This window comes from Rathayibacter sp. CAU 1779 (assembly GCF_054551755.1).
On record NZ_JBTOLK010000001.1, the window covers coordinates 1,331,066 to 1,339,968 of the forward strand.

Consider the following 8,903-nt stretch of genomic DNA (forward strand, 5'->3'; position numbering starts at 1 on the left):
GAAGACGCAGGAATCGAAGACACAGGGCATCGAAAGAGACGAGGACACATGACTCCGCGCACCCGCACCGATCCGGCCACCGACGGCCCGCTGGCCGATGCCCTCGTCGAACTCGGCAAGTACCTGAGGCCGGGCGAGGTGTCGCCCGATCTGCGGACGCTGTTCCTCAAGGGCGGTCGTGACGGTGACGTGTTCTATCGCGACAGATGGTCGCACGACAAGGTGGTGCGGTCGACGCACGGTGTGAACTGCACGGGCTCGTGCTCGTGGAAGGTGTACGTCAAGGACGGCATCATCACGTGGGAGACACAGCAGACGGACTATCCGTCCGTAGGTCCGGACTCGCCGGAATACGAGCCACGCGGATGCCCGCGCGGCGCCGCCTTCAGCTGGTACACGTATTCGCCGACACGGGTGCGCTATCCCTATGTGCGCGACACCCTGCTGCAGCTCTACCGCGCAGCCAAGCAGCAGCACTCGGATCCGGTGGATGCCTGGGCGTCGATCGTGGAGGATGCGGGGGCCTCCGCCGCATACAAGCGCGTGCGCGGCAAGGGCGGTCTGGTGCGCGTCGTGTGGGACGAGGCCGTCGAGATCGCCGCGGCCGCCCACGTGTACACGGTGAAGAAGTACGGGCCGGATCGCGTCGCCGGCTTCTCGCCCATCCCTGCGATGTCGATGGTGTCGCACGGTGCAGGATCCCGGTTCCTCAACCTGGTGGGCGGCACCATGCTGTCGTTCTACGACTGGTATGCGGATCTGCCCGTGGCGAGCCCCCAGGTCTTCGGCGACCAGACGGATGTTCCTGAGTCCGCCGACTGGTGGAACTCCAGCTACCTGATCATGTGGGGATCCAACGTGCCGGTCACCCGCACACCAGACGCCCACTTCATGACGGAGGCCCGCTACCGCGGCACGAAGGTCGTCGTGGTGTCGCCCGACTACACCGACAACACGAAGTTCGCCGACGAGTGGGCCGCGCCGCACCCGGGAACCGACGCGGCGCTCGGGATCGCGATGGGCCACGTCATCCTCACCGAGCACTTCGTGCAGAAGCGCACGCCGCGCTTCGAGGACTACATGCGCAGGTACACGGATGCCCCGTACCTCGTGTCGGTGGAGCAGAACGGCGACCGGCTCGTGCCAGGCAAGTTCCTCACGGCATCCGATCTCGGAGGAGATGCGGCAGCCGCGGCCCGGGCCGAGTTCAAACCCGTCGTGCTCGACCAGCACGGGTCGGCATTCGTGCCGGGCGGATCCCTCGGGCACCGCTTCGCCCCCGAGGACGAAGGAAAGTGGAACCTCGACCTCGGCGATGTCGTGCCGCCGCTGTCGATCGCAGACCTGGCCGACTGGGACGGCGGGGCGGCCGAGGTCGCGCTGCCGCGCTTCGACGTGGCGCCGGAGCCGGGCCAGGAGCACACAGGCGGATCCGGTGTCGTCGTCCGCGGGGTGCCCGTGCGGCGCGTGGCGGGCAAGCTCGTCACCACGGTCTTCGATCTCATGCTCGCCCGCTACGGCGTCGGCCGCGACGGGCTGCCGGGCGAGTGGCCGTCCGACTACGAGGACGCCTCAACGCCGGGAACGCCCAGTTGGCAGGAGGAGATCACGTCGGTGCCTGCGGCGCAGGCGATCCGCATCGGCCGCGAGTTCGCGGAGAACGCGGAGCGCAGCGGCGGGCGCTCGATGATCCTGATGGGTGCTGGCACGAACCACTGGTTCCACTCCGACACCATCTACCGCACGTTCCTCGCGCTCACGATGATGTGCGGCTGCCAGGGCGTCAACGGCGGCGGATGGGCGCACTACGTCGGGCAGGAGAAGGTGCGGCCGCTGACCGGCTACAACCAGTACGCAGGGGCGGCGGACTGGAGCCGCCCACCGCGGCAGGCGATCGGGACGGCCTTCTTCTACCTGGCCACCGACCAGTGGCGGTACGACGGGCTGCCGGCGAACCAGCTCGCATCGCCGCTCGCGCGCGGCGCGTTCGACGGTCGGACGACGGCGGACTGCCTGGTGGAATCCGTGAAGCGCGGCTGGATGCCGAGCTATCCGACCTTCGACCGCAACCCTCTCGACCTGTGCGACGAGGCAGAGGCGGCGGGTAAAGAGGTCGCCGACTACATCGTGGAGAGCCTGAACGACGGATCCCTGCACTACGCCTGCGAGGATCCCGACGCTCCAGAGAACTGGCCGCGCGTCATGACGATGTGGCGGGCGAACGTGCTCGGCTCCTCCGGCAAAGGAAACGAGTACTTCCTGAAGCATCTGCTCGGAACGGATGCCGCCATCCGCGTCGACGAGGCTGCGTCGGGTTTCCGGCCGCGCGACATCCACTGGCGGGAGGATGCCCCGATCGGCAAGCTCGACCTGCTGGTCACCAGCGACTTCCGGATGACGTCCACCACGCTGTTCAGCGACATCGTGCTGCCCACAGCCACCTGGTACGAGAAGTACGACCTGTCGTCGACGGACATGCATCCGTTCGTGCACTCGTTCACACCGGCGATCGACCCGCCGTGGCAGACGCGCACGGACTTCGACACGTTCAAGGTGCTGACCGAGCGCTTCAGCCAGCTGGCGCGCACGCACCTCGGTGTTCGCCGCGACGTGGTCGCGGCTCCGCTGCAGCACGACACCCCCGATGCCATGGCCACGCCGCACGGCGCGATCGAGGACCTTCCGCTGAAGCCCGGCGTCACGATGGCGAAGCTCGTCGTCGTGGAGCGGGACTACCCGGCGATCGCGGAGAAGTGGGGATCGCTGGGGCCGCTGACGGAGAGCGTCGGCATGGTCACGAAGGGCATCACGTACCATCCGGGTCCCGAGGTGGCGGCACTGAAGCGGCTGAACGGCGTCGTCGAGGCCGGGCCGATGAGTGGACGCGCGCGGCTCGACACCGACAAGCGGGCGTGCGAGATGATCCTCGCGCTCTCCGGAACGACGAACGGCCGGCTCGCGGTCGAGGGATTCGAGCAGCTGGAGGCGAAGACCGGCCAGAAGCTGGCGTTCCTCGCCGAGGAGCACGAGGGAACGCACATCACGTTCTCGGACGTGCAGGTGCAGCCGCGCAGTGTCATCACGTCGCCGGAGTGGTCGGGATCCGAACACGGCGGACGCCGCTACACCGCGTTCGCGGTCAATGTGGAGCAGCTGAAGCCCTGGCACACGCTCACCGGACGCCAGCACTTCTACCTGGACCACGACTGGATGGAGGAGCTCGGCGAGAATCTGCCGGTCTACCGTCCGCCGCTGGACATGCACCGACTGTTCGGCGACGCGAAGCTCGGCGTCGTGGGCAACGCATCCGGTCCGGGCGCTGACGGTCAGGCCGAGGTCTCCGTGCGCTACCTGACCCCGCACTCCAAATGGTCGATCCACTCGGAGTACCAGGACAACCTCTTCATGCTCTCGCTCTCGCGCGGTGGCCCGGAGATCTGGATGAGCGTCCAGGATGCGGCCAAGATCGGCGTGCGCGACAACGAGTGGATCGAGGCGTACAACCGCAACGGCGTCGTGGTCGCGCGCGCGATCGTGTCCCACCGCATGCCGGAAGGAACCGTGTACATGTACCACGCGAAGGACCGCACCGTCGACGTGCCGATCACGGAGACCAGCGGCCTGCGCGGCGGCATCCACAACTCGCTCACGCGCATCCTGCTGAAACCGAGCCACCTGATCGGCGGCTACGCGCAGCTGTCGTGGGCGTTCAACTATCTGGGGCCGACGGGGAACCAGCGCGACGAGGTGACGACGATCCGGCGACGGAGCCAGGAGGTGCAGTACCGATGAAGGTCATGGCGCAGATGTCGATGGTGATGAACCTCGACAAGTGCATCGGATGCCACACCTGCTCCGTCACGTGCAAGCAGGCCTGGACCAACCGCACAGGTGTCGAGTACGTGTGGTTCAACAACGTGGAGACCCGGCCAGGGCTCGGCTACCCGCGGCGGTACGAGGATCAGGACAAGTGGCAAGGCGGATGGACGCGTACCAAGCGCGGTCGTCTCAAGCTGCGCAGTGGCGGACGCCTGGCCAAGCTCGGACACATCTTCTCGAACCCCAACCTGCCGGAGATCCACGACTACTACGAGCCGTGGACGTACGACTACGACATGCTGCTGAACTCGCCACGAGGCCAGCAGACGCCCGTCGCGCGACCGAAGAGCCTGCTCACCGGCCAGGACATGAAGATCTCGTGGTCGGCGAACTGGGACGACGACCTCGGCGGATCCGTGGAGACCATGCAGGACGATCCGATCCTGCAGAAGATGAGCGAGCAGGTGAACGCCGAGTTCGAGCAGGCGTTCATGTTCTACCTGCCGCGCATCTGCGAGCACTGCCTCAATCCGTCGTGCGTGGCATCCTGTCCGTCCGGCGCCATGTACAAGCGGGTCGAAGACGGCATCGTGCTCGTCGACCAGGACAAGTGCCGCGGCTGGCGCATGTGCGTCTCCGGATGCCCGTACAAGAAGGTGTACTTCAACCACAAGACGGGCAAGGCCGAGAAGTGCACGCTCTGCTACCCGCGCATCGAGGTCGGCCTGCCGACGGTGTGCTCCGAGACGTGTGTCGGACGGCTGCGCTACCTCGGGCTCATCCTCTACGACGTCGACAGGGTGGCGGATGCCGCCAAGACCGAGAACGAGCACGACCTGCTGGATGCGCAGCGCGACGTCATCCTCGACCCGCACGATCCTGCGGTGATCGAGGCGGCGCTGCGTGACGGCATCCCGCAGGACTGGATCGAGGCGGCGCAGAACAGTCCGATCCACAAGCTCATCAAGGAGTACCGGGTCGCGCTGCCGCTGCACCCCGAGTACCGCACGATGCCGATGGTCTGGTACATCCCGCCGCTGTCACCCGTGGTCGACGTGATCACCGGATCCGGCAACGACGGCGAGGATGCGCGCACGCTGTTCGCCGCGATCGACAAGCTGCGCATACCGATCGAGTACCTCGCCGAGCTGTTCACGGCGGGCGACACGCGCCCGGTGGACGAATCGCTGCGCAAGCTCGCCGCCATGCGGTCGTACATGCGCGGCATCAACCTCGACGACGAGCGCGACGAGCGGATCGCGAACGCCGTCGGCATGACCGGCACCGAGGTCGAGGAGATGTACCGGCTGCTCGCCATCGCGAAGTACAACGACCGATACGTCATCCCCGCCGCGCATGCCGAGCAGGCGCGTGAGCTCGATGAGCTCGCCTGCTCGCTGGACTACGACGGCGGTCCGGGCATGGGCGGTGCTGGCCCGTTCGGATCCTCCAGCGGACATCCGACGCCGGTCGCTGTTGAGAACTTCCATGCTCTGGCCAACAGGCAGACCGCCGACCGGCCGTCGACACCCGGACGCGTCAACCTGCTGAACTGGGACGGCAACGGAGCCCCTGAAGGGCTGTTCCCGCCGGACGAACGGCACCAGCCAGCGCACGACGAGTCCGCGCACGACGAGGACTCCCGATGAGCGGGGCGGTCCGATGACCGAGACCCGCCGATCCGGTGCGACCCGCGAACGCACGCGGGTGACGCCCCGCAGACGAATGCCCGCACGACTCGATCCGCTCCCGCTCACCCGCGAGCAGCGGAAGCGGGTCCACCTCGCCGGTGCGGTGCTGCTGGACTATCCGGATGCCGCGTGGTTCGGCAAGCTCGCCACGGTGCGTTCCCTCGTGGCGGGGTTGCCGGCCGAGCTGCGCGATCCGCTGGACCGCTTCATGGATGCCGCGCTGAAGGCATCCGCTCCGGATCGGGGTGGCGATGCCTTCGCCTGGGAGCAGCAGTATGTCGCCACGTTCGACTTGAAGCGCAAGTGCAGCCTGTACCTCACGTACTTCGCCACCGGGGACACGCGCAAGCGCGGCACGGCCCTCGTGACGATTCTCGAGGCATACCGGGCGGCCGGCTGGGAGTTCGACGCCGACGAGTTGCCGGACTACCTGCCGGCCGTGCTGGAGTTCTCCGCCGTCAGCGACTCGGAGATCGCCGGCGCCCTGCTCAGCAGCCATCGCGAGGGCATCGAGGTGCTACGCGCCGCGCTGGAGCAGATGTCCAGTCCGTGGGCGGATGTGGTGCGCGTCGTGACCCTGTCTCTCCCGCCGATCGACGACGCGACGCGCGAGCACTACCTGGACCTGATCAGCGAGGGGCCGCCCACCGAGACGGTTGGCCTGAGCTTCCTGGGCAGCCTGCCGCCGTACGCGCCGCACGATCGGTGAGTGCGCGCCCGGATGACGACACACGAGTGAAGAGGAAGAGCGAATGAACGCCTGGTCCATGCTGCTGTGGGTCGCGCTGCCGTACATCGCGATCGCGGTCTTCGTCGTCGGGCATATCTGGCGCTACCGCTACGACAAGTTCGGCTGGACCACGAGGTCGAGCCAGACGTATGAGAACCGGCTGCTGCGCTGGGGATCCCCGATGTTCCACTTCGGCATCCTGTGCGTGCTCGTGGGCCATGCGGTGGGGCTGCTCATCCCCGAGGAGTGGCTCTTCGCGATCGGGATCAACGAGCTCATGTACCACATCGGGGCCACCGTGCTGGGGACGGCCGCGGCCATCCTCACGCTCGCGGGGCTCGCCATCCTCATCTACCGTCGCCGCACGGTCGGTCCCGTGTTTCTTGCGACGACGCGCATGGACAAGGTCATGTACGTGTTCCTCGGTGCGACGTTGCTCTTCGGGACGCTCGCGACGTTCGGTTACCAGCTGTTCGGCGAGGGATACAACTACCGCGAGACCATCAGCCCGTGGGTGCGCAGCATCATCATCTTCCAGCCGCAGCCGCAGCTCATGGCCGAGGCGCCCCTGATGTTCCAGCTGCATGCGCTCTGCGCGACGGCGCTGTTCATCATCTGGCCGTTCACCCGCCTGGTGCACGTGTTCTCTGCGCCGGTGCAGTACCTTTTCCGGCCGTACATCGTGTACCGCTCGCGCGACGATCGCAGCGGCAGCCGTCCCGTGCGCCGGGGCTGGGATCCGGTCACGACGCCCGACGCGGAGCGTCTGCACCGTCCGTAGGCGGCGGAACCTCCTCCGGTACGGCTCCGCGCGTCCGCCCACGCTCGTACGCCGGCCCCTGGAGTTCCTGGCGCATGTCGTCGCTTCCGACAGGTGAAGCGACAACACGCGTCAGGGATCCGGAACGATCGTGCGAATCGGTCTGCGGCTCTCGGAGTCAGCCCGCGAGCCTCGACGAAATCCTGGCGCGTGTTGCCGCTTCCGGCAGGTGAAGCGACAATACGTGCCAGGAATCCGGTGATGGCAGGTCAGGAATGCCGTGACGGCACGCCTGGAATCTCTTGACGGCGGGTTTCAGTCGACGGTGATGATCGAGCCGACGGCGACGCGCGCGCCCGAGGGGAAGTGCAGCACGACCTCGTCGCCGTTCGCCGTGCGTGCCAGCACGCGCAGTCCGGTCTCGTCGGATGCCACGTGCACGACTCGCGCACTCCAGTCAGCGCCGTTCGTGGCGTCGCTCTCCGTCCCGTGGTCCCGATCGCGCGGCAGCGTCGCGGAGACCGCTGAGACGAACGGGGTGGCCGGTGCGCGGAAGACGTCGTGGACAGCACCGGACTGCGTGACGTGCCCGTTCTCGAGCACGACGATCCGGTCGGCGAAGGATGCCGCGTCGCTCGCGTCGTGCGTCGCAACCAGCGTCGTGGTCCGGGTCGTTGTCAAGACCTCGCGCAGCAGGCGGCGGATATCCGCCGCGGTCTCCGGATCCAGCGCGCGCAGCGGCTCGTCCAGCAGCAGGAGGCGCGGGCCGGTGGCCAGCGCCCTGGCGAGCGCGACCCTCTGCTGCTGACCGCCTGACAGCTGTGCCGGGCGTCGGTCGCCGAGATCGGGGAGGCCGACGTTGGCGAGCCAGGCGTCGGCATCCGCTCGTGCCAGCGCCTTCGATGTGCCCCTGGCACGGGGACCGAACGCCACGTTCTCGCGGGCCGAGAGGTGCGGGAAGAGCCGGGCGTCCTGGCCCATGAGCACGACTCCGCGTTCGTGCGGAGCCACATGCGGTCCGGATGCGGCGTCCAGGGTGCGTCCGTCGAGGCGCACCTCACCGTCGTCGAGCGACACGAATCCGGCGATCGCCTCGAACATCGTGGACTTGCCCGCTCCGGACGGTCCCATCACGGCGACCACTTCGCCGGCGTCGGCGTGCAGCTCGATGTCGAGGCGATAGGTGCCGCGGACCACGCGGAGGCGCGCGTCCAGCACCGATCCGGACGCTGCGTCAGCCTCACCGGACCATCCGACGCCGTCCGCCGCATTGCGGGGCGCTGCCGCGGATCCGCTCACTGCACGACCTCTCTGGTCATGCCTTCCTTCGCGGCGGCATCCGGACGCCAGGCACGTACGAGCAGGAGCACCGCGATGGCCGTCACGAGCAGGAGGAGGGAGAGGGCGACCGCGGCATCCTGGCTGACGCCGCCGCCGTTGAACGCGGTGTAGATCGCGAGCGGCATGGTCTGGGTGACGCCCGGCGCGTTGCCCGCGAACAGGGCTGTCGCTCCGAACTCGCCGACCGCTCTGGCGAAGCAGAGGATGACGCCGGAGAGCAGCCCAGGACCGGCCAGCGGCAGCGTGACCCGCCACAGCGTCGTCCACCGTCCGGCGCCGAGGCCTGCCGCCGTCCGCTCGTAGTCCAGTCCGGATGTGCGCAGTGCGCCCTCCAGCGCCAGCACGAGGAACGGCATGGCGACGAACGTCTGGGCGAGCACCACGGCGGTCGTCGTGAACGGGAGCTGCCAGCCGGTGAAGCCCAGCCATCCGGTGCGGCCGAACAGGAACAGCAGGGCGAGGCCGCCGACCATCGGCGGCAGTACGAGCGGAACGGTGACGACGGCGCGAAGCACGGCGGCGGGGGGGGGGGGGGGGGGGGGGGGGGGGAGGGGGAGGGGGG

6 protein-coding genes are annotated in these 8,903 nt (G+C 68.1%); 4 read left to right on the forward strand and 2 right to left on the reverse strand.

Annotation, left to right across the window (positions count from 1 at the left end):
* The first annotated feature begins 48 nt into the window (after positions 1-48).
* Genes ACX9R5_RS06125 through narI form a run of 4 tightly spaced genes read left to right on the forward strand, consistent with a single transcriptional unit; the run spans position 49 to position 7,021 of the window.
* A complete protein-coding gene (locus tag ACX9R5_RS06125) occupies positions 49-3,792 on the forward strand; it encodes a nitrate reductase subunit alpha (protein WP_459408111.1) in 3,744 nt (1,247 codons plus the stop codon).
* The gene (narH, locus tag ACX9R5_RS06130; RefSeq protein WP_459408112.1) at positions 3,789-5,468 is read left to right on the forward strand and encodes a nitrate reductase subunit beta; all 1,680 of its coding nucleotides are present in this window, start codon (positions 3,789-3,791) and stop codon (positions 5,466-5,468) included. Before ACX9R5_RS06125 ends, narH begins: the two co-directional genes overlap by 4 nt.
* Positions 5,469-5,481: 13 nt before the next feature.
* A complete protein-coding gene (gene narJ, locus ACX9R5_RS06135) occupies positions 5,482-6,219 on the forward strand; it encodes a nitrate reductase molybdenum cofactor assembly chaperone (protein WP_459408113.1) in 738 nt (245 codons plus the stop codon).
* A gap of 43 nt (positions 6,220-6,262) precedes the next feature.
* Entirely contained in the window at positions 6,263-7,021 is a 759-nt protein-coding gene (gene narI, locus ACX9R5_RS06140; protein WP_459408114.1) for a respiratory nitrate reductase subunit gamma, read from the forward strand.
* Between the two features lie 294 nt (positions 7,022-7,315).
* Here narI and ACX9R5_RS06145 read toward each other — a convergent pair whose 3' ends face one another.
* Together ACX9R5_RS06145 and ACX9R5_RS06150 are read right to left on the reverse strand one after the other, a co-directional pair.
* A complete protein-coding gene (locus ACX9R5_RS06145) occupies positions 7,316-8,299 on the reverse strand; it encodes an ABC transporter ATP-binding protein (RefSeq protein WP_459408115.1) in 984 nt (327 codons plus the stop codon).
* Positions 8,296-8,903, reverse strand: a 608-nt coding sequence (locus ACX9R5_RS06150) for a molybdate ABC transporter permease subunit (protein WP_459408116.1), incomplete at its 5' end; no start/stop codon positions are given. The genes ACX9R5_RS06145 and ACX9R5_RS06150, both read right to left, overlap by 4 nt.

Excerpts from the sequence above, each read along its gene's own strand:
- ACX9R5_RS06125 (WP_459408111.1), top strand. The coding sequence starts at position 49 with ATGACTCCGCGCACCCGCACCGATCCGGCCACCGACGGCCCGCTGGCC.
- narH (WP_459408112.1), top strand. The coding sequence starts at position 3,789 with ATGAAGGTCATGGCGCAGATGTCGATGGTGATGAACCTCGACAAGTGC.
- narJ (WP_459408113.1), top strand. The coding sequence starts at position 5,482 with ATGACCGAGACCCGCCGATCCGGTGCGACCCGCGAACGCACGCGGGTG.
- narI (WP_459408114.1), top strand. The coding sequence starts at position 6,263 with ATGAACGCCTGGTCCATGCTGCTGTGGGTCGCGCTGCCGTACATCGCG.